Annotated in this window: 22 protein-coding genes and 6 tRNA genes; 21 read left to right on the top strand and 7 right to left on the bottom strand. The window is 35.9% G+C overall.

The genetic code is table 11. The features are described 5' to 3' along the window. Nucleotides 1-59: 59 nt before the first annotated feature. The 7 genes from ACPWSR_RS00905 (at nt 60) to ACPWSR_RS00875 (ending at nt 7,299) form a co-directional block, all read left to right on the top strand. Nucleotides 60-144 (top strand) — tRNA-Leu (locus ACPWSR_RS00905). Nucleotides 145-155: 11 nt separating this feature from the next. After that, a tRNA-Gly gene (locus ACPWSR_RS00900) sits at nt 156-230 on the top strand. Between the two features lie 558 nt (nt 231-788). Beyond that, nucleotides 789-2,330, top strand: coding sequence for an L-lactate permease (locus ACPWSR_RS00895; RefSeq protein ID WP_426349811.1), 1,542 nt, complete (start codon nt 789-791; stop codon nt 2,328-2,330). Between the two features lie 18 nt (nt 2,331-2,348). Then, entirely contained in the window at nt 2,349-3,137 is a 789-nt protein-coding gene (locus ACPWSR_RS00890; RefSeq protein WP_426349810.1) for an electron transfer flavoprotein subunit beta/FixA family protein, read from the top strand. A gap of 10 nt (nt 3,138-3,147) precedes the next feature. Continuing rightward, nucleotides 3,148-4,338 carry an FAD-binding protein gene (locus tag ACPWSR_RS00885; protein WP_426349809.1) on the top strand — a complete coding sequence of 397 codons (1,191 nt, stop codon included), beginning with the start codon at nt 3,148-3,150 and terminating at the stop codon, nt 4,336-4,338. Nucleotides 4,339-4,341: 3 nt separating this feature from the next. Beyond that, nucleotides 4,342-5,745 carry an FAD-binding oxidoreductase gene (locus ACPWSR_RS00880; protein ID WP_426349808.1) on the top strand — a complete coding sequence of 468 codons (1,404 nt, stop codon included), beginning with the start codon at nt 4,342-4,344 and terminating at the stop codon, nt 5,743-5,745. Nucleotides 5,746-5,859: 114 nt separating this feature from the next. Further along, nucleotides 5,860-7,299, top strand: a complete 1,440-nt coding sequence (locus tag ACPWSR_RS00875) for an aldehyde dehydrogenase family protein (RefSeq protein ID WP_426349807.1) — start codon at nt 5,860-5,862, stop codon at nt 7,297-7,299. A 115-nt stretch (nt 7,300-7,414) separates the two neighbouring features. Here ACPWSR_RS00875 and ACPWSR_RS00870 read toward each other — a convergent pair whose 3' ends face one another. Both ACPWSR_RS00870 and ACPWSR_RS00865 read right to left on the bottom strand, forming a co-directional pair. Then, nucleotides 7,415-8,092, bottom strand: a complete 678-nt coding sequence (locus tag ACPWSR_RS00870) for a TIGR00266 family protein (protein WP_426349806.1) — start codon at nt 8,090-8,092, stop codon at nt 7,415-7,417. Nucleotides 8,093-8,239: 147 nt separating this feature from the next. After that, entirely contained in the window at nt 8,240-8,641 is a 402-nt protein-coding gene (locus ACPWSR_RS00865; RefSeq protein WP_426349805.1) for an HNH endonuclease, read from the bottom strand. A 200-nt stretch (nt 8,642-8,841) separates the two neighbouring features. On the opposite strand from ACPWSR_RS00865, the gene ACPWSR_RS00860 reads away from it, so the two are divergent. The 4 genes from ACPWSR_RS00860 to ACPWSR_RS00845 all read left to right on the top strand — a co-directional run bounded on the left by ACPWSR_RS00860 (nt 8,842) and on the right by ACPWSR_RS00845 (nt 9,906). Then, a tRNA-Gln gene (locus ACPWSR_RS00860) sits at nt 8,842-8,917 on the top strand. Between the two features lie 530 nt (nt 8,918-9,447). After that, nucleotides 9,448-9,521, top strand: a tRNA-Gly gene (locus ACPWSR_RS00855). Between the two features lie 8 nt (nt 9,522-9,529). Next, a tRNA-Lys gene (locus tag ACPWSR_RS00850) sits at nt 9,530-9,605 on the top strand. A gap of 225 nt (nt 9,606-9,830) precedes the next feature. Then, nucleotides 9,831-9,906, top strand: a tRNA-Lys gene (locus ACPWSR_RS00845). A 175-nt stretch (nt 9,907-10,081) separates the two neighbouring features. Here ACPWSR_RS00845 and ACPWSR_RS00840 read toward each other — a convergent pair. Continuing rightward, nucleotides 10,082-10,528: an HIT family protein gene (locus ACPWSR_RS00840; RefSeq protein ID WP_426349804.1), complete on the bottom strand. Its 447-nt coding sequence runs from the start codon at nt 10,526-10,528 to the stop codon at nt 10,082-10,084. 328 nt (nt 10,529-10,856) lie between these two features. Between ACPWSR_RS00840 and ACPWSR_RS00835 the strand changes: the two genes are divergently transcribed. Continuing rightward, a complete protein-coding gene (locus ACPWSR_RS00835) occupies nt 10,857-12,122 on the top strand; it encodes a CapA family protein (protein WP_426349803.1) in 1,266 nt (421 codons plus the stop codon). A 12-nt stretch (nt 12,123-12,134) separates the two neighbouring features. Here ACPWSR_RS00835 and ispF read toward each other — a convergent pair whose 3' ends face one another. Further along, nucleotides 12,135-12,608, bottom strand: coding sequence for a 2-C-methyl-D-erythritol 2,4-cyclodiphosphate synthase (gene ispF, locus ACPWSR_RS00830; RefSeq protein WP_426349802.1), 474 nt, complete (start codon nt 12,606-12,608; stop codon nt 12,135-12,137). 368 nt (nt 12,609-12,976) lie between these two features. Here ispF and ACPWSR_RS00825 point away from each other — a divergent pair, with 368 nt between their 5' ends. Beyond that, a complete protein-coding gene (locus ACPWSR_RS00825) occupies nt 12,977-13,138 on the top strand; it encodes a hypothetical protein (protein WP_426349801.1) in 162 nt (53 codons plus the stop codon). Here the strand turns inward: ACPWSR_RS00825 and rluF are convergent. Together rluF and ACPWSR_RS00815 are read right to left on the bottom strand one after the other, a co-directional pair. Beyond that, nucleotides 13,120-13,908, bottom strand: coding sequence for a 23S rRNA pseudouridine(2604) synthase RluF (rluF, locus tag ACPWSR_RS00820; RefSeq protein ID WP_426349800.1), 789 nt, complete (start codon nt 13,906-13,908; stop codon nt 13,120-13,122). The genes ACPWSR_RS00825 and rluF overlap by 19 nt on opposite strands. 18 nt (nt 13,909-13,926) lie before the next feature. Further along, nucleotides 13,927-14,925, bottom strand: a complete 999-nt coding sequence (locus ACPWSR_RS00815) for an anti-sigma-I factor RsgI family protein (RefSeq protein WP_426349799.1) — start codon at nt 14,923-14,925, stop codon at nt 13,927-13,929. A gap of 117 nt (nt 14,926-15,042) precedes the next feature. On the opposite strand from ACPWSR_RS00815, the gene ACPWSR_RS00810 reads away from it, so the two are divergent. Next, on the top strand, nt 15,043-15,759 hold the full coding sequence (locus ACPWSR_RS00810) for a DUF3298 and DUF4163 domain-containing protein (RefSeq protein WP_426349798.1): 717 nt from the start codon (nt 15,043-15,045) through the stop codon (nt 15,757-15,759). Between the two features lie 110 nt (nt 15,760-15,869). Continuing rightward, entirely contained in the window at nt 15,870-17,303 is a 1,434-nt protein-coding gene (locus ACPWSR_RS00805) for an aldehyde dehydrogenase (protein WP_426349797.1), read from the top strand. Nucleotides 17,304-17,412: 109 nt separating this feature from the next. On the opposite strand, the gene ACPWSR_RS00800 is transcribed toward ACPWSR_RS00805, so the two are convergent. Continuing rightward, nucleotides 17,413-20,340 carry an ATP-binding protein gene (locus ACPWSR_RS00800; RefSeq protein ID WP_426349796.1) on the bottom strand — a complete coding sequence of 976 codons (2,928 nt, stop codon included), beginning with the start codon at nt 20,338-20,340 and terminating at the stop codon, nt 17,413-17,415. Nucleotides 20,341-20,523: 183 nt separating this feature from the next. Here ACPWSR_RS00800 and ACPWSR_RS00795 point away from each other — a divergent pair, with 183 nt between their 5' ends. From ACPWSR_RS00795 to ACPWSR_RS00770, 6 genes are all read left to right on the top strand, one after another. Continuing rightward, nucleotides 20,524-21,594 (top strand): mannose-1-phosphate guanylyltransferase, encoded by a 1,071-nt coding sequence (locus ACPWSR_RS00795; protein WP_426349795.1) that lies wholly within the window; start codon nt 20,524-20,526, stop codon nt 21,592-21,594. Between the two features lie 245 nt (nt 21,595-21,839). Then, complete coding sequence (locus ACPWSR_RS00790) at nt 21,840-22,436, top strand: manganese efflux pump MntP family protein (protein WP_426349794.1); 597 nt, start codon at nt 21,840-21,842, stop codon at nt 22,434-22,436. 228 nt (nt 22,437-22,664) lie between these two features. Continuing rightward, nucleotides 22,665-23,297 carry a redox-sensing transcriptional repressor Rex gene (locus tag ACPWSR_RS00785; RefSeq protein WP_426349793.1) on the top strand — a complete coding sequence of 211 codons (633 nt, stop codon included), beginning with the start codon at nt 22,665-22,667 and terminating at the stop codon, nt 23,295-23,297. A 375-nt stretch (nt 23,298-23,672) separates the two neighbouring features. Then, the gene (locus tag ACPWSR_RS00780; protein ID WP_426349792.1) at nt 23,673-24,458 is read left to right on the top strand and encodes a short-chain-enoyl-CoA hydratase; all 786 of its coding nucleotides are present in this window, start codon (nt 23,673-23,675) and stop codon (nt 24,456-24,458) included. A gap of 25 nt (nt 24,459-24,483) precedes the next feature. Further along, the gene (locus ACPWSR_RS00775; RefSeq protein ID WP_426349791.1) at nt 24,484-25,623 is read left to right on the top strand and encodes an acyl-CoA dehydrogenase; all 1,140 of its coding nucleotides are present in this window, start codon (nt 24,484-24,486) and stop codon (nt 25,621-25,623) included. A gap of 12 nt (nt 25,624-25,635) precedes the next feature. Next, a complete protein-coding gene (locus ACPWSR_RS00770; RefSeq protein WP_426349790.1) occupies nt 25,636-26,418 on the top strand; it encodes an electron transfer flavoprotein subunit beta in 783 nt (260 codons plus the stop codon). Nucleotides 26,419-26,424: the final 6 nt, after the last annotated feature.

Here is a 26,424-nt window from a genome sequence, read left to right as displayed (position 1 = left end):
TGAAAAAAACCTCTTGTTTTTATTATAAAACTATGTATAATAATAGATGTGGCAAAAATGCAGGTGTGGCGGAATTGGCAGACGCACTAGACTTAGGATCTAGCGCTTAACGGCGTGGGGGTTCGACTCCCTTCACCTGCACCAACCATATCTCTGCGGGAGTGACTCAACGGTAGAGTGTCACCTTGCCAAGGTGAAAGTTGCGGGTTCAAATCCCGTCTTCCGCTCCATATTAAAAGAGGATTTCTTTTAGAAATCCTCTTTTTTGCTACGCATAAATTTATTATTAAATTTTTAGTTTTATAAGACTCCTTCTTGAGAAGGGGTCTATTTTTATATATAGATACATAAAAGAAGGGTTTCTTATAGAATTTAAAAAATTTTTTTTGAAAACTTTGTTATCTTTTCTTCAAGATATTGTTAAGAGAATTATTATTAATTACTAGATTTTTGTAGTTGCAATTCTTTGCTTGGACTCCCTTTTAGGTGGTAATAAGGTGGTGTCTTTATCAGGTAATAAGTCTAGAGAATAAGAAAGCAGGATATATATTCTGAATATTGATAACTATTTAACACTATAATGAAAATTAAATAATACATATATTGATAAATTGTTTATAAATTAACTAATGGTGTAATATATTGATAATTTTATGGTTGACATTACATTTATTACCATGGTAACATTTACATGAGGATTGGTAATACCAATGTTTTATTTTTTTAATATAACTGGTAGTACCAATAATAATTAAAATAGGATTGTAAAAGGTGGAAGGGGAAGGATTATGGAAATTCTTATGTTTTTGTTAGCTATGCTCCCTATTATTTGGCTGATTATTGCTCTTGGAGCTCTAAAAATGCCTGCCTTTAAGGCGTGTCCCATAGCATTAATTATAGCGGCGCTGCTGGCATTGATTGTGTGGAAGCTACCGGTTTTTCATGTGGCTACCGCTGCGTTAGAGGGAGCTATTATGGCTTTGTGGCCAATTACCATTGTTATAATTGCTGCAGTGTTTACCTATAATCTCTGTATACATACAGGTAAGATTGAAATTATAAAAGATATGCTCACCTCCGTTACAAAGGACAAGCGTATATTGGTATTAATTATCGCCTGGGGCTTTGGGGGCTTTCTAGAAGGAATGGCTGGTTTTGGAACGGCAGTTGCCATACCAGCAAGTATGCTCTGGGGCTTAGGCTTCAATCCAATCTTATCTGTAGTGGTCTGTTTAATAGCAAATGGCTCACCAACAGCCTTTGGCTCAATAGGAATACCTACAATAACTATTGCAAATCTTACAGGACTGGATTCTATCAGGGTTGCTGGCTCTCTTGCTCTGCAGCTGGCACCTATAGTAATACTGACTCCTTTTATATTAGTAATGCTTACAGGAAAATCTATTAAAGCATTAAAGGGAGTATTTTTATTAACCTTAATATCCGGACTAGCCTTCATTATACCTGAATATCTAGTGGCCACCTTTATAGGAGCGGAGCTACCAGTGGTATTCGGATCAGTGTTCTCCATGATTTCAACAATTATATTTTCACGACTTCTTAATAAAGACACTCCTAAGGAGTATTTAATAGAAGAAAAGAAAGATGCAAAAAAATTGACCTATTCTTCAGGAGAGGCTGTTAGAGCCTGGAGTCCATTTATACTAATACTGGTACTGCTTCTTATCACCTCAAAGCTTGTCCCAAGTATTAATAATGCATTGGGGGCAGTTAAATCCTCAGTTCTAATTTATCAAGGAAAAGGAGGAAGTCCATATACCTTCAGCTGGCTATCAATACCAGGAGTAATGATATTCCTTGCGGCCTTCATTGGAGGAACCTTACAGGGAGCTTCCTTTAAAGAAATGCTCAAGGTTCTTAAAAATACAATGATTCAGATGTGGAAAACAGTCTTTACCATTGTAACTATTATTGCTACAGCAAAAATTATGGGTTACAGCGGTATGATAGCGCAGATAGCCGCTATGTTTGTAGCTATAACAGGTAGCTATTATCCGTTAGTAGCACCAGTTATAGGTTCCTTAGGCACTTTTGTTACTGGAAGCGGTACATCCTCTAGTGTATTATTTGGTGGTTTGCAGGCAGAAACAGCAAGAACCCTAAGCTTAAGCGAACCATGGCTAGTGGCTTCAAATGTATTAGGAGCAACTGCTGGAAAAATAATATCTCCTCAGAACATAGCTATAGGAATTGCTGCTACTAATCAGGTAGGCAAGGAAAGCGTTATCTTCCGTGCGGTAATAAAATATTATCTTTTGTTTGTAATTATCATGGGTTTAACAACCTTCATTGGTTTAATGTTTCTTTAATATGAAAGGAGAATGGATATGAATATATTAGTTTGTATTAAACAGGTTCCTGCAAATAATAAGGTGCAGGTGGATCCTGTTACAGGAGTATTGCTTAGAAATGGAGTGGAATCAAAGCTTAATCACTATGATTTATATGCTTTGGAAACTGCCCTAAAGCTAAAGGAAAGCTATGGGGGAACTGTTAGTGTAATTTCCATGGGACCTCCACAGGCTCAGGCTATCATCAAAGAAGCTTTTGCAATGGGAGCCGATAGAGGTGCACTTGTATCAGACAGAAAGTTTGGAGGAGCTGATGTTTTAGCTACCAGCTATACCCTTTCTCAAGGAATTAAGTCTATGGGAGAATTTGATTTAATCCTTTGCGGTAAGCAGACCACTGATGGAGACACTGCTCAAGTAGGTCCTGAGATTTCTGAATGGCTGAATATACCTAGTGTATCTAACGTAAAAAAGATAGTTGCTATAGATGAAATCGCTGTTACGGTAGAAATGGATATGGCTGAGGATATAGAGATATCTAAGGTAAAATTTCCATGCTTATTAGCGGTAGAAAAGGATATATTCCAGCCAAGACTTCCTTCCTATATAAAGAAGGTTGCTTCAAAGGATAGAGAGATTATGATGCTGTCATTAAATGACATGGAAGATAAGGATGAAAAGAATTACGGCTTAAATGGTTCACCAACACAGGTACAGAGAATATTCCCACCGGAAGCCAATGATCACAGAGAGGTATGGAAGGGGAATAATGAGGATCTGACAAACAGTTTATACAATAAAATTAAGGAATTAAAATTCCTGTAGGAGGCTTGAAATGGGTAAGCTTATATTTAATCAAGAAAAAATTGGGAATCAGGAAGAGTTTATAAAAATATGTCCTTTTAATGCACTAGTGATAGAAAATGAACAGGTTACCGTTAACTCTGCCTGTAAAATGTGTAAGCTATGTGTTAAAAAGGGACCAGAAGGCGCGGCTATAATTTTTGAAGAAGAAAAGATAAGTATAGATAAAAGTCAGTGGAGGGGAATTATGGTCTATGTTGACCATGTGGACGGAGAGATTCATCCAGTGACCTATGAGCTTATTGGAAAAGCCAAGGAATTGGCTTCAAAAATTAGTCATCCAGTATATGCTGTATTTATTGGAAGTAATATAGAAAAGCAGGCAGAGGAGCTGTTACATTATGGCGTAGACAAGGTTTTTGTTTATGACCAGATGGAGCTTGCAAGATTCAACATTGAGACCTATACCAATGCTTTAGAGAAATTTGTAAATGAAGTTAAACCAACGGCTATGATTATGGGAGCTACTTCTGTAGGAAGACAGCTAGCCCCTAGAGTGGCAGCAAGGCTAAAAACCGGGCTTACAGCAGATTGTACCGTGCTGGATATAGATGAAAACACAGATTTGGCTCAGATAAGACCGGCTTTTGGTGGAAATATTATGGCTCATATACTTACTCCAAACCATAGACCACAGATGGCTACTGTTAGATACAAGGTTATGGAAGCGGCACCAAGGATGGAGAAGGCATCAGGAGATATAGTAAAGTGTACCCTAGAAGAGGAAAAGCTTTCTACCAATATTGAGGTTATTGATATCGTTCTTAAAGAAAAAGAACAGTTTATTGAAGCTTCAGAGGTACTGGTTGTAGCTGGTCGTGGTATTAAGAAGCAGGAGGACTTAGCAATGCTTCAGGAGCTTGCTGATGCTTTAGGCGGACAGATGGCTTGTACAAGACCATTGGCAGAGACTGGATGGATGGAAGCAAAGCGTCAGGTAGGGCTTAGTGGAAGAACCGTAAGGCCAAAGCTTATAATCACCTGTGGAGTATCAGGAGCAATTCAATTTGCTGCAGGAATGAAGAATTCAGAAAATATCATAGCTATTAATAAGGATGAGAATGCTGCAATATTTAAATCTGCTCACTACTGCATAGTTGGAGATTTATATGAAATAATTCCTCAATTAATAGAAAAAATAAAGCTGAGTAAGGGGGCTTAATCAATGAATTATAAAGCTATAGAACAAAAGGATATAGATTTTATACTAGGTATTATTAATGATAAAGAAAGAGTATTATATGGTGAAGCCATAGGTGAAGATTACAGTCATGATGAATTAGGTGGTACTAGCAGCTATCCAGAGGTTGTAGTTAAGGTTACTTCTCCTCTTGAAATATCACAGATAATGAAATATGCTTATGAGATGGTTATTCCTGTAACTCCTAGAGGAGCTGGTACAGGTCTTGTAGGGTCATCTGTTGCCATAGAAAAAGGAATAATGATAGATACAAGCCTTATGAATAAGGTTCTTGAGCTGGATGAAGAAAATTTAACTATAACTGTAGAGCCAGGGGTTCTGCTTATGGAGCTTTCAGCTTACGTTGAGGAAAGAGATTTCTTCTATCCACCAGATCCAGGTGAAAAGTCTGCAACTATTGGAGGAAACATCAGCACTAATGCAGGGGGTATGCGTGCAGTTAAGTATGGAGTTACTAGAGATTATGTAAGAGGCTTAGAGGTAGTTCTTCCTAATGGTGAGATTGTAGATCTAGGAGGCAAGGTTGTTAAAAACAGCTCAGGCTATGCCTTAAAGGATCTGATTGTAGGCTCCGAGGGAACCTTAGGTATAATAACTAAGGCTACTCTTAAGCTATTACCTCTTCCTAAAAAAGCTATAAGTCTTTTGGTTCCATTCCCTAGCTTAGAGGCTGCTATTAGAACAGTGCCTGTTATCATCCGTTCAAAGGCAATACCAACTGCAATTGAGTTTATGCAGAGAGAAGTTATCATGGATGCTGAAGAGTATCTAGGTAAGAAATTCCCAGATAATACATCAGATGCTTATTTGCTACTGAAGTTTGATGGAAATTCTACTGAGGAGATTGAAAGGGACTACGCTAAGGTTGCTAACCTATGCATGGAGCAGGGTGCTTTAGATATCTTAATCTCTGATACAGAGGAAAGAGATGAGTCTATATGGAAGGCAAGAGGCGCTTTCTTAGAGGCAATTAAAGGATCTACCACTTATATGGACGAGGTAGACGTAGTAGTTCCAAGAAATTGCGTAAACACCATGGTAGAGTACATGCATAGCCTTCATAAAGAGGTTGATATAAGAATAAAGAGCTTCGGACATGCTGGTGATGGAAATCTTCATGCATATATTTTAAAGGATGATCTTTCCGATGAGGTATGGGAAGAAAGAATGTCCCTAGCCATGGAAAAAATCTATCGTAAGGCTCAAGAGTTAAACGGCCAGGTATCTGGTGAGCATGGTATAGGCTATGCTAAAAAGCCTTACCTAAAAGAATCTTTAGACCCTATGGTAATTTCTATAATGCAGGGGATAAAGAAATCCTTTGATCCTAAGAATATATTAAACCCTCGCAAGGTTTGTCAGATATAGTATGTAAAAACAGCCTGTTAACAGGCTGTTTTTTACAATTGTTTTAACAAATAACTCAGTTGGTTGTTTGGTCTATAGGTCAATGCTATAATACAACCAAAAGGAGGGGGAAAGATGAAAGAAGTTAAGCTGTATATCAATGGACAATGGAAAGAAACAGTATCTGGAGAAATTAAAGAGGACAATAATCCTAGTGACAACTCTGTGTATGCTAAGGTACATATGGCTGGTGAGCAGGAGGTAGAGGAAGCTCTACAGGCTGCTTACGAAGCTAGCGAGATGTGGAAAAATACTCCCGCAACTACTAGAGAAAAAATATTACTGAAGGCTGCTGATTGGATGGAAGACAATATTCAAGAGGTGGCTGATGTTTTAATGGGAGAAAGTGGCTCTGCCAGAAAAAAGGCCTTCTTTGAAGCTGGCTTTGCCATAGACATCTTTAGGGCTGCAGCAGGAGAATGCAGAAGAGTTTTTGGTGAAGTACAGCATCAAAATCCTGGGGAAATGTCAATTATCCATCACCTTCCATTAGGAGTTGTTGCAGGGATTGCTCCTTTTAATTTCCCAATAGTGCTTGCTCTTAAAAAGGTAGCCTTTGCCATTGCTGCAGGAAATACTTTTGTGCTTAAGCCTGCCAGTGCAACACCTGTATCAGGGGCTATCATCGCTAAGGCTCTAGAAGCCGGTGGATTGCCTGCAGGGGTGTTTAACCTTGTACCTGGTTCAGGCTCCACCGTGGGAAATAAGCTGATTGAGGACAAGCGTACTGCCATGGTTGCCTTTACAGGCTCTACAGGGGTGGGAAGAGATATTGCAGAGAAGGCTGCTCCATTATTTAAAAAGTATACCTTAGAGCTGGGCGGAAAGAGTCCTATGATACTTTTGAAGGATTTTGATGTGGATCAAGCAGTTAAAATAGCTGGTTTTGGAGCCTTCTTCCACCAGGGGCAGATATGTATGTGTAATTCTAGAATAATTGTTGAGGAAGCTATTTACGATGAATTCTGTGAAAAGCTTACAGCCTATGCTAAGAAGCTGAAAATAGGTAGTGCTTATGAGGAAGACACTGATATAGGTCCTCTAATCGATATAAAGCAGTGCGATTTCATTGATAAACAGATACAGAATGCACTAGATAAAGGTGCTAGACTTATGACTGGTGGAAAGCATGAGGGTAATTATTATGAGCCTACAGTCCTGGCTGATGTTACTAATGACATGGATATATTCTTTGATGAGAGCTTTGGACCGGTAACCTCTGTTATCAAAGCTAAGGATGCGGAAGAGGCATTGAAGATATGTAATGATAATAAATACGGATTGTCTTCAGCTCTGTTAACCAACGATATCAGCAAGGCCATGGAGCTTTCCCTAAGGATGGAGGCTGGTATGGTTCATATAAATGGTGCTACTGTTAATGACAACTCTACCGTTGCTTTTGGCGGAGTAAAGGATAGTGGAGTAGGTAGGGAAGGTGGACAATATTCCATTGAAGAGTTTACAGAGAAGAAATGGATTACTGTTCAATATAAGCCCTTTGAACTTCCATTTTAACTGATTATGAACTCTTTAAGCTAATTAATATAGCTTAAAAGAATATATAGCCCTCGCTGCAAATATTTTAAATAATTTGTAGACGAGGGTTATTTCATTTTTATATATGGATAAGCTATGATTTGGCCAGGTAGTACCTCAAGGAGTTAGCTACAGCACTGATTGGAAGTGTTTGAAGTATTATCTTTCCAGGACCTCTTACTATGGTGTTAAAGATACCCTCACCGCCGAACAACATATTTTTTATTCCTGGTACAGATTTTATTTCCATGGTACAGGTTTCGCTCATAGCAGCAAGATATCCGGTATCTACTATGATAGATTCGCCAGGAGATAAATCGTATTCCATGGCATATCCGTCAATTTCTATAAAGGCTATGCCTCTACCTGAAAGCTTCTGCATTATAAAGCCTTCTCCCCCAAAGAAACCAGCACCTAGCTTCTTTTGGAAGTAAACTGATAGATTAACTCCTGTTTCTGAGGCTAAAAAGCCTGATTTTTGAACAATAAGCCCATTGGCAGGTGTTATTTCTATGACTTTAATAGAACCAGGAAAACTGGAAGCAAAGGCTATGGTTCCTTCTGTGCCCTCAGAAGTATATTTGTTTTGAAAAAGTCCTTCACCGGAAAAAATTCTACCTATGGCTTTCCCAACACCTCCATTACTGGTGGTTTCCATCTTCATATTTGGGGTCATCCAGCTCATAGAGCCTCTTTCTGTTATCATGCTTTCTCCAGGGGAGAGGGTACAGATTACCACTGGTAGCGGTGCACCTTCAATTTTATATTTCATTATGCTCCTCCTAAGGATTGTTGTATATTAATTAATATTTATGTTAGAGGAGTACTACTTATAATATAGAGTAAAATAATTAAATAAAAATATAAAAACCGCTGCCTTTAAAAAGGTAGCGGTATATTGTTAACAGATATATTTAACTCAAAAGTTAGCTAATATAAGCTCTAATTGCAAATCCTCCAGCATTTCTTTTTCATAGCTTTTCTTCCCCATTAAAAGATAGATTATATCCTTGCTTCTATAGCCTTCCTTGTATATATGCATCTCTTTCAGTAATCTTTTAAGGCTGCTTTTGCTTATAGAAAGTAGAGAGGTTAATTCCTGCATAGAATAGTAGTCCTTGCATAATAAGCTGCTCAGCTTGTCTTGAAGCTCAATTTTATATTCTAAATCCACCTGTGGATTTTTGTGGGGACCTAGCTTTCCCCTATGATGGTTTGGGCACAGATACTTATAATTAAGAGGGAAGTCGAGCCCTCCTTGAGAACTATAAATTATATGGTGTTTATCTGCTCTTTTACCACAAACTTCACATAGATACAATAAAAATGCCTCCTAACATGATGAAATCTGCATTGCAAATTATACTTCTTAATTAAATTATAGAATAACTTGTGTAAATTTTCAAATGAATTATTTAGCAATATATATGATTGAATAATCTAAATTTTACTACTTAAATAAAATTAAATTTTGGTGTTTACAAAATAATAATATCATGATATATTAATTTATGTAATCGATGGGGTGTTGCCAAGCGGTTAAGGCGCTGGACTCTGACTCCAGCATGCGTGGGTTCAAATCCTACCACCCCAGCCATGAAAAAAAGCCTAATTTGTCTCGTAGACAAATTAGGCTTTTTTTCAATTAAGTGTGCCACACGGGCACGTGAAGCTGCTGGCGCAATGAAGCAATGCTACGCAGAGTGAAGTGCCTGAAGGCATGATTGGCACACTTTACTTCATATTGTGCGAAGCACAATACTTCACAGCGGCTTTTGCCGCTACTTCACTTGCCGCAAAGCGGTAAACTTCATTATTCTTGTGTATTTATGAATTATGAGGAGGTAATGGTCTTTTTTATTTCTGAAATTATAATTAAGCCATGGTTTTATACCTATCAAAGATTTGTATATATAAGGGTAACACAGTGAAAAAACTACGAAAACTGTATAGTGTATAACTAAAATAAAATCTTCATATTTACGAGTATATTAAAGAAAATAAGAATAATAAGAGGCTATAAAAAGATAATTATCTTAAATGAGCTTGTATTAAGTTGCACTGCTGGCTTTATGGAATTATAATTAATTTTGTCGCCGATCAGTGGCGGAGATGAAACAGAACAATGCGGGTGTAACTCAATGGTAGAGTTCTAGCCTTCCAAGCTAGCTACGTGGGTTCGATTCCCATCACCCGCTCCATAATATATGCACCATTAGCTCAGTTGGTAGAGCACCTGACTCTTAATCAGGGTGTCCCGGGTTCGAATCCCTGATGGTGCACCAAAAAAACACACAGTTATTGTGTGTTTTTTGTTTTACATTTCTCTAATAAAGCTTATGTAGGTCATAATCATATAGATTAATTTTTTGGTGACTCTGCATTTTTAAAACTAAATCAGGATTTTTTTAAAAAATATTTATAAAAAATCCTTGCATATTTATTAAAATGGGATTATAATTATTTTTGTTGCTGGTCACAAATGTGATTTGAAGCATAACTTAATACATGCACCATTAGCTCAGTCGGTAGAGCACCTGACTCTTAATCAGGGTGTCCCGGGTTCGAATCCCTGATGGTGCACCAAAAAAACTCATACAGTTCACTGTATGAGTTTTTTTGTTATATTAATAAAAATATCATTATTTTAGGCTATGTTTAAGAATACTGTTGATATTACCACATTTTTAAAGGAACCTCATTTGAGGTTCCTTTACGTCGTCTTATATGAATAATGTATCACAATTATTTAGTTTAATGCTTATTTTGAATGCAGACGTACAATTTCATTTTTAATCTTTTTTTTCAATTCATTTCTCTGTTCCTTATCTGGTCTTGTAGATTCATCAAACAGTTCCTCATTTGATAATTGATATACCGAGCTAATTATTGGAGTATCACCTTTTACTCTTGGATATAGATGCCAATGAATATGGGGACATCCATTTCCAAGCAGTTCATAGTTCATTTTATCAGGCTTAAATATATTGGCAACAGCCTCCGCTACTATAGACATTTCTTCAAGATGTTTAATTTTAAAAGATGATTCTAAGTTGTGTAATTCAGGACCATGCTCTTTACAAATGAAAAGAGTATATCCCCTGAATCTCTGAAACCATCCTAAAACTACATATCCAGTTTCAAGCTCCATAATAAAATATGGGTCATCCTTAATGCTTTTTTGCTGTTCACACATTTTACAACTCATTCTATTGTCTCCTATACAAATATTAATTAACTTCAGTTTTACTTTAACACTAACACCACTTGATAATATTATTTCATAATCGGAAATATATGTAAACTGAAAATGTTTATAGGTTCTCTATTTTAAATGTGTATATTTTCAACACCTATCTTAAACATAGCCTTATTTTAAAAGTAAATAATAAAAGGTTATTATACATAAAAATACATTATACATATCCTTTCTTTATATAAAATGAATTATATGGTACTATTTTTTTATAAAGTTTTTAATGTGTTTAATCATTTAAAAATTGGGTATAATTCTTAAGAAAAGAGGAGAATGGAAAATGAGAAAAAGATATTTTTTAATTATTGCAGCAATTACATGTATTTTTATTCTCTCCTCCTGTAATAAGAAGGATGATGAAAAGCTTTCTGAGGGCTCTGGCAGGGGAGCTGGAGAGAGCTTCTCAGAGGTTTATCCAGTTTATAAGGAAGAGAATATTATCAGGATTACCGCTGTAGGAGATATACTGGTTCATGAGACTCAGCTAATATCCCAGTATAACGAATTGACAGACAGTTATAATTTCACTGATAACTTTAAATATGTAGAAGGTTATATTAAGGATGGAGATCTGACTATAGCTAATCTTGAGACAACCTTAGCAGGGAAGGAGAAGGGGTATACTGGTTTTCCTACCTTTAACACTCCTGATGAAATATTAGACGCCTTAAAGAACTCTGGATTTAACCTTATTAGTGCAGCAAATAACCACATCATAGATAAAGGACTTTCTGGGCTTAAAAGGACAGCAGAGGTGGTTAAGGAAAAAGGTTTGGATTTAACAGGAATAAAAGCCAATCCTGAGGAAAAGAGCTATGTTGTTAAAGATGTAAAAGGAATAAAAATCGGTATAAGTAATTATGTATTTGAAACACAGAAGCAGGGAAATAATAGAACAATAAATTCACTTCCATTACCAAAAGAAGGAGAGACTCTTTTAGATACCTTCAACTATTCTGAGCTTAACACCTGGTATAAGGAAGTAGAGGAAAGAATATCACAAATGAAAGCTGATGGTGCAGAATTTATTGTGTTTCTCATGCACTGGGGCAATGAATACCAGAGGGAAGCTAATAGTAACCAAAAGGAAATGGCTCAAAAGCTCTGTGATTTAGGTGTTGATGTTATTATAGGGGGACATCCTCATGTGATTCAACCCATGGAATACCTTACTTCTTCCGTATCGGGAAAAATGTCCGTAGTATTTTATTCCCTGGGGAACTTTTTATCCAATCAGAGAAGAGAAAGAGTAGATAACATATATCCTGAAGATGGTATAATTGTAAATGTAGATGTGATAAAAGAGGAGGATGGGAGCTTGTCTCTTGGAGAGGTGAGCTATGTTCCTACATGGGTATATAGAGAGGAATTAGGTGATTCAAAATATTCCTACACCATTCTTCCTTTAAATGAGCTGAAGGAAGGGAACTTATTCAATATACCGGAAGATAGCGAGCTTGCAAAAGCGGAAACCTCATATGCTAATACCGTAGCTATCTTTGAAGCCTATAACAGTGTTTCTACTATAGCGCCATCAAAAAAATAGACCTTTAGAGGTCTATTTTTTTATCAATAAACAAATGCATTGAGAAGAGATGCCTTCTCCTTTACCAGTAAAGCCCAGACCTTCCTCAGTAGTAGCCTTTATGTTAATCAAAGACTTATCCACCTCTAAGGTATCCGCTATGATTGAAATCATTTTGGGGATGTAAGGAGCCATTTTGGGCTTTTGTGCAATTATTGTAGCATCGATATTTCCAAGCTCATAGCCTTCATTCTCTATGAGTTTTTTTACTTCCTTTAATAGATAAACACTAGATATATCTTTAAAATCTCCTGAGGTATCAGGAAAATGTCTTCCTATATCTCCTAAGGCTGCAGCACCAAGAAGGGCATCCATTATGGCATGCAAAAGTACATCGGCGTCAGAATGACCCAGCAATCCTTTTTCATAGGGAATATCTACCCCTCCGATTATAAGTTTTCTGTTATCTACTAATTTATGGACGTCGTAGCCCAAACCGACTCTCATTAAAAATTCAGCTCCTTTGATATTCTACAGTATTTTTTTATGATTTTTCCATTGGTGAGCTTCTTTGGATTTGCTTTTTTTAAATATATTCATAAGCTTATCCATTAGATATTTTAAGATGTTGTGAAAAAAGAATTTCTTTTTGGTTTTGGAAATAAAATCAACATAGATTACATTATTTTTCATAATCATCACCATTTAATTCTCTTATTATATTATAGCAGTTTACAAATAAATAGTTAATAGATATGGCTCCTTTAATATTATTCTTTTATATAAGTAAAATGAATATTTACAAAGGATTTTTTATATCATTATATTAGAAGCTTTATGTATTATTTAAATTATACCTAAGGGAGATGTAGAATATGAAAGGGAGAAATAAAGTGCTTCTTATGATTATTTCTGTTGTATTATTTTTAGCTTTAATTACAACAATTATCCTTGGAGAGATTAAATTTGATAGATATAATTCACTAGGCAATAATAAAAACGGGCTTAAGCCCGTTTTCTATTCTATATCTTCATAGGATGCCTCTTCTGTCTTAGAAGAGTCTTCTATTAGTCCTCTAAGAATCTTCATTTCCTTAGGGGTAACGTACCTCCATTGGCCAATGGGTAGACTTTTAAGTTTTATATTCATTATTCTTATTCTTTCTAGCTTAGTTACATTATAGCCGAGGGTCTCGCACATCCTTCGTATCTGTCTATTTAAGCCTTGAGTTAAAATGATTCTAAAAACCTTAGGTCCTTCCTTCTTTACATAGCATTTTTTGGTTACTGTGTCTAAAATTTCTACTCCATGAGACATGGCCTCTATAAAAGCTTCTGTTATAGGTTTATCCACAGTAACTATATACTCCTTTTCATGATTGTTTCTAGAGCGGAGAATCTTATTTACTATTTCGCCATCATTGGTCATTAGTATTAAGCCCTGAGAGGGTTTATCTAATCTACCTACATGGAATATTCTTTTGGGATAATTCATATAATCGATGATATTACCCTTTACAGATCTATCAGTAGTACAGGTAATCCCTACGGGTTTGTTTAGGACTATGTAGACTAGCTCCTCTTCCTTTGTTAAAAGCTTACCCTTAACCGTTACCTTATCTCCAGGGAAGACCTTATCGCCTAATACTGCCACTCTGTCATTTATTTTTACTGCCCCTGACTCTAAATATCTATCCGCTTCCCGACGAGAACAGAAGCCACTTTCTCCAATAAATTTATTTATCCTTATACCCTGAGAAGTGGTTTGATCAACCATATTTGAGGGCTTGCTATCTCTTTTGTTCATGAATTCTTTCCTTCCTGCTTATTTGTTTTTGTATTCCTTACCTGCGTTGTTTATGCTTGTGGGTATTTTTTTCTCTTTTAAATAGTTTCTGCTTTCGTTGAGAGTGCCATATTCTAATTCTTCACCAGAAATAATTATAGTCATTTCTTTATCGGAGCTTAATAGCTCATTTTTCTCTAAAACCTCAAAAAAGCTTATAAGACCTTTATCTATACTTTTATTCTTTAAATGAACGGAGGAAATTATTCCTCTTAGCTTTTGATTAGGAGCTGTAGTTTCAATAATTCTATTGAGTTTATTAACGGTGATGGTGTATTTGCTGTTATGTTCAATGACAATGGTGCTTTTAGGAATGCTGTAATAAATAGTAAAGGATATTGCAGCAACAGTTAATGCTAAAATAATCAAAGCTATTAAGCCTTTATAATCTGATAGAGTCTTTTTCTTAGTACCTACAGCTATAGCTCCTATTGGAGTCTTATCCGTAGGTTTTATATTTATAAACTCCCCATAGGAGGTTAGTATAATACTGCTTCCTTTGCTTTCAGAAAGGACAAGTCCTCTTATTTCACCTGCTATGGTAAGGGCTTTGGTGTCTAAAACAGTTTCGTTAGCCTCAGCAATGCTTAAATAATCCTGAAGACCTTTGTAAGCCTCATTACCTGCAATAATAGTGTAAGCTATTATATAGCTGCTCCATTTTTCTAAATATCTTTTAGAATAGCCAGCGATCTTTGCGAGCTTGTTGATATTAATTCTTCGTATACTGAAAAACTCCTTGCTAAGTACAGGAGAGTTATTTATATTAATAGCTATATTTAATAGCTGATTCTTTTCCTTAAGGCTTGGAAGCAATGAGGTTAAATCCTTAAGGACAACCCCATAGAGCTTTAGCTCTCGAATAAATAGGGTTATTTCCTTTCCTCTTCCTTCCCTTAGCTTTTCACTCACAACCTCTATAACATTGTTATAGGAAAAAGCATATTTATTTTTGTTTAATATAAAGTCATAGTTCATAGGTTCCCCCTCAAAATTAAATCCCTAAATATATTATAAGACTTATTCGATCTTTTTTACATATAAAGAGTGAGATTTTCCGATAATAAAAACTATAGCATATAAAGGGGTGTTCCGATGAAAAGATTTATGATTATATTATCTTTGGTTTTTAGTATGCTCTTCCTTGGCTTCAGTTTTTCTGAAGCTTCCCCTAAGAAAAGGTGTTTAGTGAGTCAAGTAGAGACGGAAGTCCTTGAAAAGAAAATACCTTATTTGAAAAGTCAATTAAATATTCCTGTAGTAAAAATTCCAGGAAATAATGAGCTAGCAAATAAAATTAACAAAGGCTTTAAGGAAGAGGCACTGAGCTTCAGAAATCAGGTAGAGTTAGAGGCTAAAAGAGCCTATGAGGAGCTTACTAAGGCTGGAGTTCAGGTGTCTCCTTACGAAGCTAAAAGCTTATTTGAGGTTCATAATCTCAAAGACTACCTAAGCCTCACAATCACTTACTATCAATACACTGGAGGAGCACATGGAATTTCACAGGTGATTTCTCATAACTATGATTTAGTCTCTGGGAATAGATTAGAGCTTAAGGATATTTTCAAAGAAGGGTACAATTATCAGGAGGTAATTAATAAATTTATTAAAGAGGCCATAGCACAAAAGCCTGAAGAATACTTTCCTGATGCCTTTCAGGGGATAACGGAAAATCAAAACTTTTATATTGGAAGAGAAGGTATAACTATTTATTTTCAAAACTATGAAATTGCTCCTTATGCCGCAGGTAATCCTGAATTTTTAATACCTTATAGTATTATTAGAGAAGGCTTAAATATAAACATACAATGAAAATTAGGGAGAATAGTTAATTCTCCTTTTTATATGGGTTTTTTAATGATATATTATCCATATGAAAGTAAATTATCATTAGAATTTATTTGCCACAAGGAGATACTTTTATGAATATAAAGGATATAATAAATAAACAAAAAGAGTATTTTAATACAGGAAAAACAAAGGATATCTCTTTCAGACTGGAAATGCTTACTAGGCTCAAAAGGGCAATTAAAAATCATGAGGATGAGGTATTTGAGGCTCTCAGAAAGGATTTGAACAAGCCCGAGGCTGAAACCATGACCACAGAACTGGGCTTATGCTATGAGGAGATAGATTATTTTAGAAAACATCTAAAGGCCCTAGCAAAGCCTAAAAGAGTCAGGACTCCTATATATAGCTGGCCTGCAAAAAGCTATATCTATAAGGAGCCTTATGGAGTGGTTTTAATAATTGGTCCCTTTAATTATCCTTTTCAGCTAAATATTTCTCCTCTGATAGGCGCCATCGCTGCGGGAAATTGTGCTTTAATTAAGCCTTCAAAGTCCTCCAAGGCTACAACTCTATGCATAATGAAGATAGTTGAAGAGGCCTTTTCTGAGGAGTATGTTAAAGTGATAGAACCCTTTGGTGGTAGAGAAGAGATGACAGCGATTTTGAAGGAAAGGTATGATTATATCTTCTTCACAGGAAGCGTTGCTGTAGGAAAGGTGATAATGGAGGCAGCATCTAAGCATCTTACTCCTGTAACCCTAGAGCTTGGGGGGAAGAGCCCAGCTCTTATAGATAAAAACTGCGATCTAAAAAAAGCTGCCAAGAGAATAGCCTGGGGGAAATTTATAAATGCAGGACAAACCTGTATAGCGCCGGACTATGTACTAGTGCCACCGGAGCATAAGGATGAATTTATAGGTTATTTAAGAGAATTTACGGAAGAATTTTATGGCAGTGACCCAATGATTAGTCCTGATTATCCAAAGATAATCGATGAAAGGCAGTTTGATACACTTGTGGGCTATCTTTCACAGGGAAACATAGCTATGGGAGGTAATTACAATCGTGAGAAGCTCTACATAGCCCCTACAGTGTTAACAGACGTAGCAGTATATTCTGAAGTTATGTCAGATGTAGCTGTAGCATCTGAAGGGAAGTCGGCTTCATATAGAACTGCTGAGGTGATGACAGAGGAGATTTTTGGTCCTATACTTCCTGTGATAGAGTATAATACCCTGGAGGAAGCCATTGCCTTTATAAACTCCAGAGAAAAACCCTTAGCCTTATACTTCTTCACTAATGAGGATGGAAATGCTGAGAGGGTTCTCAGAGAAACCTCCTCAGGGGGAGGCTGTATAAATGATACCATAATGCATGTTGCTTCTAACAAACTTCCCTTTGGAGGGGTAGGAAACAGTGGAATGGGAAGCTATCATGGAGAATATAGCTTCAAAACCTTCACCCATGAGAGGGGAATAGTTAAACAGAGCAATATCTTTGATCTTAAGCTGAAATACCCTCCATATAAGGATAAAATAAAGCTGTATAAGAAGATATTTAAATAAGCTAATATAATATATATAAATAAGACCAAGGCTGCTTGTGAGTTTTACTCCTAAGGAGCCTTGGTCTTATTTTTGCAGCTAATACTTCTCCTTATAGGATATTTTATTCTTAGTAGGAATATATATCTGAGAATTCTATATTTATTTTGTCGACTTTATTTGAAGTAGGAATAAGCTTGTCATAAAGAGATGATTCTTCCATTTCTGTACATCTAGCAGGAAGATTTATTATAAAGCTTGATCCCTGTCCATATACGCTTTCTGCTACAATAGTTCCTTCATGGAGCTCTACTAATGATTTTACCAGTGAAAGGCCTATACCAGAGCCTTCTCTTTTTCTCGATAATGACTTATCAACCTGGGCAAAGCGATCGAAAATTACCTCCAGTTTATTTTCTGGAATACCTATACCAGAATCTTTTACTACAATTTCTATATCATCCTCTACTTCTCTCATAATCACTTCTATTGTTCCACCCCTTGGAGTGAATTTTATTGCATTAGACAAAAGATTTAAGATGATCCTCTCTATCTTTTCCTGGTCAAAGGACATTATCTTTTCCTCAATTTCCGTATCAAAAATAATTGTTATCCCTTGAGTCTCTCCGTAGCTCACTACTGATTGTACAATCTCCTCTACCACGTAAACTATGTCATCGTTGGTTATGTCCATCTGAAGATATTTTCCATCTATCTTGGTAATGTCAATTATATTATTAATAAGGCGTATCAGTCTTAAGCAGTTTTGGTTCATGATGGGAAGGTATTTTGATAAGCCAGAATCGTTGGTATTTAAGCTCTTAAGGAGCTGTACGCTGGTCCAAATTACATTTAGCGGAGTTTTTAGCTCGTGGGAAATGTTGGAGAAAAATTCTGTCTTCAACATATCCATTTCCATAACCCTATTAATATCATCAGTTAAATCTGCCATCTTCTTGGTAGTGGAATTAATTCTGTTATTAAGCTCGTAATTTTCACGATAATATTCCTTGAGAGAAAGAAGGGTTCTTACTCTAGCTAAAAGCTCAGTTTTTTCTGCAGGCTTGATTAAATAATCATTGGCTCCTGCCTGGAAGGATAATATAAGCTCCTCTGATTTTATACTGGAGGTGAGCATTAAAATAGGAAGCTCGTTAGGGGATTTTACTTCTCTTATATAGGTACATAGGTCAATTCCAGAAATATCAGGAATAAATAGATTGATTAATACTAAATCTATATCTTCTATATTATCTATTATGCTCATTGCTTCTCTTCCCTTAGATACGCTTATAACGTGGTAGCCTTCCGCTGCAAGATGATTTTCTATCAACCTCCCAGCAGCTATGTCATTATCTATTATGAGTATTTTATGGCTTATATTAGTGCTTTCAAAAGAAATTGCTGCTTCTTCCATTACAACATAGCTTTCTATTAGAGACTGAAAGGCAGCGCTGTTAGAGGATGGAGAACCTTCAGGTTTATCCGCCGCTTTAGGAAGGGTAAGGGTGAAGGAAGTTCCATTTCCAAGGGTAGAAAAAACCTCTATAGTACCTTCATGAAGCTCTATTAGCTTCTTAGTGAGATGGAGGCTTAAGTTTGAAAAGGCAGCGTCCTCTTTATCTTTAATGCTGTACAAATTAAATAAGTTATTAAGCTTCCAAAAAGGAAGTCCGCTTCCAGTGTCCTCTATAATTATCTCTATTATTTCTTCTTTTTCTTTTCCTGAGATGGTAACAGTTCCAGTGGAAAGAGTCTTTATAGATGCTTCAATTATATTGGTAAAAATCTGTTGAAGTCTATTTATATCCCCGTGGACCATTGGGAAGCCGTCGGGAAGATTGTTTATTATATTTACTTTCTTATCCTCTAAGGAGCTTTCTTCAATGAGAATAATTATATCTAAAAGCTGCTTTATATTAACAGAATTCTTATCAAGAATTATTCCGTCATTATTCAGCCTTGAATAATCGGAAAGCTCATCTATAAGATGAGATAGCTGAATGGCACTATAATTTATAAGTCTTGTATTAAGAAGCTGTTCGGAGCTCAAAGGAGTGCTATCGGATACTATGGCTTCTGTAAGTCCTATAATGCTGATCATGGGAGACTTCAACTCCTTTGCTATATGGCTTAAAAACTCATCCTTTAAAAGGTTGTTTCTTTTAAGCTGTTCTCCAAGTCTTTCGTTATTTTTTGAGCTTTCTATGTTTCTAACAGCCATTAGATAGGTTACACTTAGTAAAAATATAAGGATAGCTAAATACATAAAATAGCTACTATAATTATAAAAATATTTAGATACAATATCAGCAACGGCTGTGGTGAGGAATATTAAAGAGATAGCTCCTGGATAAAGGTTATTCTTTTCTTTGAAGGAGGATATAATAGCCCTGAAAGCAATAACAGAAAGAGTAAGAATAGTAATAAGCAAATAGGAAATAAACAAATATGAATAGAATTTTATAGGAGAAATAATTATTAAACAGCTATATATCCATAGAAAAAGTCTGTTAAACCTAATGAGTTTCTTAGATAACAGCCTAGGATATAGTTCGTTTATATACATAATAAAAAAGCTTATGTGAGTAAAAGCTGTAAGGCAGTACAAAATAACATTTGTTCTCCAGTGGAATACCCTCAATATATTATCGAAAACAACCTGTCCTGTCATAAAAAATCTCATTATTATAATCATAGAGAATAAGCCAAGGTATAAAGAATTCTTCTCAATCCTTCTTTTTTTATATATAGTTAGATGATAAATAATATGCATCATTGAGCTGCCTAAAATCAGGCCGAAAAGTAGCATTAAGATTGGATCATCAGCAGTAATCAGGTGTATATCCAATGGTATAAATTTACCTATAAGTCCTAAGGTATCTCTATACAACTGATAATATTTTCCTCCTACTAATATTTCGTAGGAGGAAGAGTTGCTTAAATCTGCACCTGTTCCATTAAGATTGTCTAAGATAAAGGACATAAATAACAGTACTATTGTTGATGATAAAAAGAAAAAAATATGCTTCCTATATCTAATTAACTTTAATCTCATATTACCCACCCCATAAAAATCACCCCGATAGTATTAGGTCTGTATATACATAAGGTTAATTTTAACATAAAAGTATTTATTTTGTATACTATCAATGTATATTAGTGAAAGAACATTGGATTACTCACCGAAAAAGGGAAATAGGCATATTATAGACCATAGTATTTTGTGGAGTGAAGTTCTTTGCTGTATGCTTTGATACTAGCTGGAGGAAAAGGGACTCGGTTATATCCTTTATCAAGAAGCGATACCCCTAAGCAATTTTTAAAGCTGGTAAATAATAAAAGTTTTTTGGTAAATACCGTAGAAAGGATTGAGACGTTAGTAGAAAAGAATAATATTTATATAGTCACCAATAAGGATTATGTAGAGAAGATTAAAGAAGAGCTGCCTTCTATACCTGAGGGTAATATATTTGTTGAACCCGCTAATAAAGAAACCGCCACCTGTATAGGTCTTTCTGCCTGTAAGCTTCTAAAAAAGGATAAGGATGCAGTTCTCATGGTGCTCCCCTCGGATCATTATATTGAGGGGGAAAAAATATATTCAGATACCCTGCTCCAGGGAGTTGAAATTGCAGATAGAAGGAGGGGGATTGTGACCTTGGGCATAGAGCCATCCTCTCCGGAAACAGGCTATGGCTATATAGAAATGGGTGAAAGGGTTCAGGGGAATATTGCTACCTATAGAGTGGCACGTTTTACTGAGAAGCCAAATTTAGAAGTAGCCAAGGATTTTTTGATAAAGGGTACCTATCTATGGAACAGTGGTATGTTTATCTTTAGAGCAGATGTAATCCTTCGAGAATTTGAAAAATATCTTCCTAAGATATATAAAAGTCTTCTGGAGATATATCAAAATATAGACACCCCCTTAGAAAAACAGACTATAGATGAGCAGTATAGGCTTATTGATGGGATATCTATTGATTTTGGTATAATGCAGAAAACCAGAAAGGCTTTTGTAATTAAGGGAGATTTTATTTGGGATGATATAGGAAGCTTTTCAGCCCTAAGCAAATTTTTAAACAGGCAGAAGGGGAATTATGTTTGGGATAATGTATTTTTAGATCAGAGTGAAAATTGCTATGTCTTTGGGTCTAAGGAGAATTTGATTATTGGATTTGGTATAAAGGATCTGGTGATTGTAAATGCGCGAGATGTAATACTCATTATGGATAAAGGTAAGGATCAGGAAATTAAGCATTTAATCAATGAATTGAGCGAGCTTTCAGAATATAAAAGATATATATGATGGCTACAAAATATATAAATTTATTTAGAAATTAGTTGTTGACAGGAAAAAAGACCTTAATTATAATAATAGAGGTTGAGATACTTTCAGGCATAAGGGAGTAGCTTACAGGTGTTTACACCTGTTGCAGAGTCAACATGCTGATGTTTACATCTGGCTTTGTATTTAAAGCGAGACTTATGTATAACGAAGGGTTGCGTTATACATAAGTCTCTTTTTCGTATTAACTATTTGGGGGGATTATCGTGGGGATAGGAAGTCTTTTAGTTATTTCATTAGGGTTAGCTACCGATGCTTCGGCAGTAGCAATTTCATTAGGTCTTAAGAGCTGTAGGGAAAGTAGGAGTGAGACTGCATTAAAATCTGGTCTGTATTTTGGGGTTTTCCAAGGGTTAATGCCACTGATAGGATGGATATTAGGTAAAGGCTTTTCTTCATACATAGAAGGGATAGATCATTGGATTGCTTTTACTGTCCTTGCTATATTAGGGGGCAAGCTCATTGTTGATTCCTTTAAAGAAGATGAAGAGTTAGGATGTATAACCTCCTTCAGCAGAAAGCTTTATCTATCCTTGGCTGTTGCAACCAGTATCGATGCTTTAGCCTTAGGTATAACCTTAGCCTTTCTCCAAGTTAATATCCTCTGGGCTGCAGTTATCATTGGACTAGTAACCTTTACCATGAGTTTTTTGGCTGTTATTCTAGGAGAGAAGCTTGGAAACTTAGTTAAAGAAAAAGCAACAATTCTCGGTGGGGTGTTATTAATTGTTATTGCTTGTAAAATACTATTAGAGCATTTAGGCCTGGATGAAGTTTTGTTAAATTTTTTCATAAATAAATAATAATAAAAAAGATTTTATGTTATAATTTAATAATGATATGGTAAATAATTATAGTGATTGATAATATTATGATATAATTAACTAAATAGAATTGTAGAAGAGTTAACAATATAGTTGTTACTTTAATAACACTTCAGGATAATTATATTGTAAATTACTTATTCAAAATTTACTTTTTATAAATAGGCGTATCACAGCCAAGGTAATATATAGGAAGAGGTGTTTTATATGGATAAGAAAAAAAATGTTTCTATGGCCGTTATTAAAAGACTTCCTAAATACCAGAGGTATTTAATGGACTTACTTAAAAATGACGTTGATAGAATTTCCTCTAAGGAGCTCAGTGAAAAGATAGGTTTTACTGCTTCACAGATAAGGCAGGATTTAAACTGCTTTGGAGACTTTGGTCAGCAGGGTTATGGTTATAATGTTAAGGATCTTTATAACCAGATTAGTGCTATACTAGGTCTTAACAAGGAATATGACTACATAATTGTTGGTGCTGGAAACTTAGGTCAGGCTATTGCTAATTACACAAGATTTGAAAAGCTTGGGTTTAATTTAAAGGGTATTTATGATGCTAATCCAAAGCTTGTAGGCATAAGAATCAGAGATATTGAAATAAGCGACATCGACGATTTACCAGAGTTTTTAGAGGGGAATTCCGTAGATATAGGAGTAATATGTGTTCCTCAGACTAACGCTCAAAAGGTATGTGACATGATGGTAAAGGGAGGGATAAAAGGTATCTGGAACTTTGCTCCTGTAGACCTTTCAGCTCCTAATGAAGTGACCATTGAAAATGTTCATCTTAGCGAGAGTTTGTTGACACTGATATATCTTCTTAATGAAAATAATTAATCTCGCAATATATTTTTATAAAAATTATGACTTGTAAAATAAACCATAATTATTAGAATATTATATTGCAAAAAAATTAACAAAGTTATATAATGATAATTGAGGCTTCAAGCTTTGATTATCATTTTTTTTTCTCTATAGAATTGTTAAGTGGTATATTTTTAAATTTACAAGGAGTAAATTGTAATAATATGTCGCTAAGGCTTCTTGAATTTAGATATAATACATTTAAACATTGTTAAAATTTATACGATTTATTGAAAAGGACAAGTTACTAATAGTGTTTTACTAAAGCTTATTCTTAAGAAGTAGTAGAACATAATTTATACACTTATTAAGGGTTGATAATTTAATGATATTTAAGGAGGAAACTGAATGGAACTTAATAATGTATTATTTGAAAAAGAAGGAAATATCGCTACAGTCACTATTAATAGACCCAAGGCTTTAAATGCCTTAAATAGTGAGACCTTAGTAGAATTAAACTCTGTGCTGGACCTATTAGAAGAGGACGACAGTATATATGCTGTTATTTTAACTGGGGCTGGTGAAAAGGCTTTCGTTGCTGGAGCAGATATTACAGAAATGAAGGATCTCACTGTGCAGGAAGGCAGAAGGTTCTCTATTCTTGGAAATAAAGTTTTCAGAAGATTAGAAACCTTAGAAAAGCCAGTGATAGCTGCTATAGGTGGCTTTGCTCTGGGAGGAGGCTGTGAATTATCCCTTTCCTGTGACATAAGAATAGCTTCTGAAAAGGCTAAATTTGGACAACCAGAAGTTGGTCTTGGAATCACTCCTGGCTTTGGTGGAACCCAGCGTTTAGCAAGAGTGGTTGGCCTTGGTATGGCAAAAGAATTAATCTATACTGGTAAGGTTATCAAGGCTGATGAAGCTTTAAGAATTGGCCTTGTTAATAAAATTGTGGCTCCAGAAAGCTTAATGGAAGAGGCTAAGGCTCTTGCTTTAACCATAGCTAAACAAGCACCTATTGCTGTAAAGCTCAGTAAAGCTGCAATAAATAGAGGGATGCAGATGGATATGGATACTGCTATAAGCTATGAGGCAGAGGTCTTTGGAGAATGCTTTTCCTCACAGGATCAAAAGGAAGGAATGACTGCTTTTGTAGAAAAGAGAGCAGAAAAGAACTTTCAAAATAAATAGCATTATATATTAGGGGGTATAATAAATGGAATTTGGTTTATCCAAGGAGCAAGAACTTATAAAACAGTTAGTAAGGGAATTTGCACAGAATGAAGTTGCGCCAATTGCAGGAGAAATCGATGAAACAGAAAGATTTCCTCTGGAAAATATAGAAAAAATGGCTAAGTATGGCCTTATGGGTATTCCTTTCTCTAAGGAGTATGGTGGTGCTGGTGGGGATTATTTGTCCTACATACTTGCCGTAGAGGAGCTTTCAAAGGCTTGTGGAACTACAGGAGTTATCCTTTCTGCACATGTATCCTTGTGTGCTGCAGTGGTTGAAGCCTTCGGCACTCCAGCTCAGAAGGAAAAATATCTTCCTCCTCTAGCTAAGGGAGAAAAGCTTGGTGCCTTTGGTCTTACTGAACCAAATGCTGGTACAGATGCTGCAGGGCAGCAGACAGTGGCAAGACTTGAAGGAGACCATTATGTGCTTAATGGTTCAAAAATATTTATTACCAATGGTGGATATGCAGATACCTTTATTATCTTTGCAATGACAGACCGCTCCAAGGGAACAAAAGGGATAAGTGCCTTCATAGTAGAAAAGAGCTTCCCTGGCTTCTCCATAGGAAAGATAGAGAATAAGCTTGGTATAAGAGCATCTTCTACAGCAGAGCTCATCATGGAAAACTGCATAGTTCCTAAAGAAAATCTCTTAGGACAAGAAGGCAAAGGCTTTGGTATAGCTATGAAAACTCTCGATGGAGGTAGAATAGGTATAGCAGCTCAAGCCTTAGGTATAGCTGAGGGTGCTTTAGAGGAAGCAGTTAAGTACATGAAGGAAAGAAAGCAGTTTGGAAAGCCGCTTTCAGCCTTCCAGGGACTACAGTGGATGATAGCAGATATGGACGTTAAGATAGAAGCAGCTAGATATTTAGTGTACAAGGCTGCCTGGAATAAAATGCATAAGCTTCCTTACAGCACTGAAGCTGCAAGAGCTAAGTTGTTTGCTTCTGAAGTAGCTATGGAGGTTACTACAAAGGCAGTTCAGATCTTTGGTGGCTATGGCTATACTAAGGATTATCCTGTAGAAAGAATGATGAGAGATGCGAAGATAACAGAAATCTATGAGGGTACCTCACAGGTTCAAAAAATGGTTATCGCTGGCAATGCTTTAAAATAAGGGGGCAGTGTAATGAATATCATAGTTTGTGTTAAACAAGTACCTGATACAGCAATAGTAAAAATTGATCCTAAGACGGGTACATTAATAAGAGAAGGTGTACCTTCAATAATAAACCCTGAGGACAAGCATGCTTTAGAAGAAGCACTTGCTCTTAAAGATAAATATGGAGCTCATGTAACAGTGATAAGCATGGGACCACTTCAGGCTAAGGATGCTTTAAGAGAAGCACTTTCCATGGGGGCTGATGAAGCTATACTCATAACAGACAGAGCCTTTGCTGGTGCCGATACTCTAGCTACTTCAAAAGCATTAGCTGGAGCTATTAGAACCTTAGGAGATTTTGACATAATATTTGCAGGAAGACAAGCGATTGATGGAGATACTGCTCAGGTTGGTCCTGAACTAGCTGAGCATTTAGACCTGCCACAGGTTACCTACGTGCAGGAAGTAAAGGTAGAAGGAGATTACCTTCTTATAAATAGAGCTTTAGAGGATGGTTATGAAATATTAAAAGTAAATAAGCCTGTAGTTTTAACAGCTATCAAGGAATTAAATGAGCCAAGATACATGCATGCAGCCTTAATATTCGAATCTGCTAACAAGGAAATCAGAATAATGACTGCCGATGAAATGGATGTAGACAAGAAAGAGCTTGGACTTTCAGGATCACCTACCAAGGTTAAAAAATCCATGACTAAGGAAGCTAAAGGTCAGGGTGAGATAGTAAATCTTCCACCACAGGAAGCTGCAAGCTATCTGCTTAAAAAAATGAAAGAAAGGCACTACATCTAGCTAAGA

The organism is Alloiococcus sp. CFN-8 (genome assembly GCF_049943125.1).
In the GTDB taxonomy this organism is placed as follows: Bacteria; Bacillota; Clostridia; order Clostridiales; family Clostridiaceae; genus JAEXZL01.
This window is presented reverse-complemented; position numbering and strand designations above follow the sequence as displayed.

Excerpts from the sequence above, each read along its gene's own strand:
- ACPWSR_RS00895 (WP_426349811.1), top strand. The coding sequence starts at position 789 with ATGGAAATTCTTATGTTTTTGTTAGCTATGCTCCCTATTATTTGGCTG.
- ACPWSR_RS00890 (WP_426349810.1), top strand. The coding sequence starts at position 2,349 with ATGAATATATTAGTTTGTATTAAACAGGTTCCTGCAAATAATAAGGTG.
- ACPWSR_RS00885 (WP_426349809.1), top strand. The coding sequence starts at position 3,148 with ATGGGTAAGCTTATATTTAATCAAGAAAAAATTGGGAATCAGGAAGAG.
- ACPWSR_RS00880 (WP_426349808.1), top strand. The coding sequence starts at position 4,342 with ATGAATTATAAAGCTATAGAACAAAAGGATATAGATTTTATACTAGGT.
- ACPWSR_RS00875 (WP_426349807.1), top strand. The coding sequence starts at position 5,860 with ATGAAAGAAGTTAAGCTGTATATCAATGGACAATGGAAAGAAACAGTA.
- ACPWSR_RS00870 (WP_426349806.1), bottom strand. The coding sequence starts at position 8,092 with ATGAAATATAAAATTGAAGGTGCACCGCTACCAGTGGTAATCTGTACC.
- ACPWSR_RS00840 (WP_426349804.1), bottom strand. The coding sequence starts at position 10,528 with ATGAGTTGTAAAATGTGTGAACAGCAAAAAAGCATTAAGGATGACCCA.
- ACPWSR_RS00835 (WP_426349803.1), top strand. The coding sequence starts at position 10,857 with ATGAGAAAAAGATATTTTTTAATTATTGCAGCAATTACATGTATTTTT.
- ispF (WP_426349802.1), bottom strand. The coding sequence starts at position 12,608 with ATGAGAGTCGGTTTGGGCTACGACGTCCATAAATTAGTAGATAACAGA.
- ACPWSR_RS00825 (WP_426349801.1), top strand. The coding sequence starts at position 12,977 with ATGAAAGGGAGAAATAAAGTGCTTCTTATGATTATTTCTGTTGTATTA.
- rluF (WP_426349800.1), bottom strand. The coding sequence starts at position 13,908 with ATGAACAAAAGAGATAGCAAGCCCTCAAATATGGTTGATCAAACCACT.
- ACPWSR_RS00815 (WP_426349799.1), bottom strand. The coding sequence starts at position 14,925 with ATGAACTATGACTTTATATTAAACAAAAATAAATATGCTTTTTCCTAT.
- ACPWSR_RS00810 (WP_426349798.1), top strand. The coding sequence starts at position 15,043 with ATGAAAAGATTTATGATTATATTATCTTTGGTTTTTAGTATGCTCTTC.
- ACPWSR_RS00805 (WP_426349797.1), top strand. The coding sequence starts at position 15,870 with ATGAATATAAAGGATATAATAAATAAACAAAAAGAGTATTTTAATACA.
- ACPWSR_RS00800 (WP_426349796.1), bottom strand. The coding sequence starts at position 20,340 with ATGAGATTAAAGTTAATTAGATATAGGAAGCATATTTTTTTCTTTTTA.
- ACPWSR_RS00785 (WP_426349793.1), top strand. The coding sequence starts at position 22,665 with ATGGATAAGAAAAAAAATGTTTCTATGGCCGTTATTAAAAGACTTCCT.
- ACPWSR_RS00780 (WP_426349792.1), top strand. The coding sequence starts at position 23,673 with ATGGAACTTAATAATGTATTATTTGAAAAAGAAGGAAATATCGCTACA.
- ACPWSR_RS00775 (WP_426349791.1), top strand. The coding sequence starts at position 24,484 with ATGGAATTTGGTTTATCCAAGGAGCAAGAACTTATAAAACAGTTAGTA.
- ACPWSR_RS00770 (WP_426349790.1), top strand. The coding sequence starts at position 25,636 with ATGAATATCATAGTTTGTGTTAAACAAGTACCTGATACAGCAATAGTA.